A 1,065-nucleotide genomic window follows, 5' to 3' on the forward strand; every position below is an offset into this window, starting at 1 on the left:
GGGCCGCGCCGTTCTGGGTGAAAGCTGCTCTAGGCAGCTGGAAGCTAGGGCGCGGTGACACATCCAAAGGATGAGGCAGGTGCCATGATGCAAACGCAGCAAAGAGTTTTTCAACAGAATTGGCGGAAACCGGACCTTCGTTGCAATTGCAAAAGGTGTTGTTTCAATCCAACTAAGCAGACCTTAGAGTTTACGGGAGCTCTTCTAGAGGGAAAAAGCCATAGCGCCCGTGTGTCGTCGATTTGGTGAACTTAGTAATCCCGTCACCTTCGGAAAACTCCGATGGTACTGATTTCCTATTTTCCAAGACAATGGTCTGGGTAGACGTCCAACTCGCCAGTGATTGAAGGAAGCGTAAATTAACATCTGTCTCAGACAAATCATCAGCATCATCCTCAGGCTTCTCGTATGCCAATAATGGTGAATCAAGGACTACAAATCCAGGATGGGGCAACCGCTTGTCTTCCGTGAATTTGAGTAGGCCAAGTGTCGCTGCCGCGTGCGTTATTGCTCGATGGCCTTTGCCGTTACTAGAGCGGTGTTTGCCATTGATTACAAAATCTCTCGTATCCTTGTCGAAATGAACGATTGGTTTCTGCGCCAATCCCCATGCATCTAAGAAGCTTGCAACGCGCTTTGACAGTTCGAAAAGGGGTTTGGTAGGTAAAGGCGTGCTTACATCGTCCTCGGTCGTTTCTGTTCGTTGCTCCTGCTCAATTTCGCGCTGTTTCTGGTAAAGACGATCTAAGCTTTCGAACAACTCAATGTTTCGCTCAACTTCGGATTTTTTGTCTAGATACTCTGAGAACCGACTTCTCTGTTCGGAGACCATCGGACTGATGTTGCTCAATCGGCTGCTTGCTTGCTCAAGTGCTTGTTTTGTCTCCGGGATACCTAGCTCGACGTCTGACTGTTCGTTCAGCAGTGTATCTACAACTGGACCTGTCGCGCTTTCGTGCCGCCCCAAGTGCTCGTTTATGCCGCTTTCCGTTCGAAAGCGACGGGGCTTTTCCAGCCCAGTGCTGAGTGTCGGCGGCGCGGATTGTAGAAGCCATTGATATATTC

The 1,065-nt window shown here is 49.6% G+C and carries 1 pseudogene; it reads right to left on the bottom strand.

Going from position 1 to position 1,065, the window contains the following annotated elements:
* Nucleotides 1-190: 190 nt before the first annotated feature.
* Nucleotides 191-1,065, bottom strand: a pseudogene (locus MWU61_RS19640) (hypothetical protein); the annotation flags it as partial.

Origin of the sequence: Loktanella sp. F6476L (assembly GCF_023015725.1) — a bacterium.
GTDB lineage: Bacteria > Pseudomonadota > Alphaproteobacteria > Rhodobacterales > Rhodobacteraceae > Yoonia.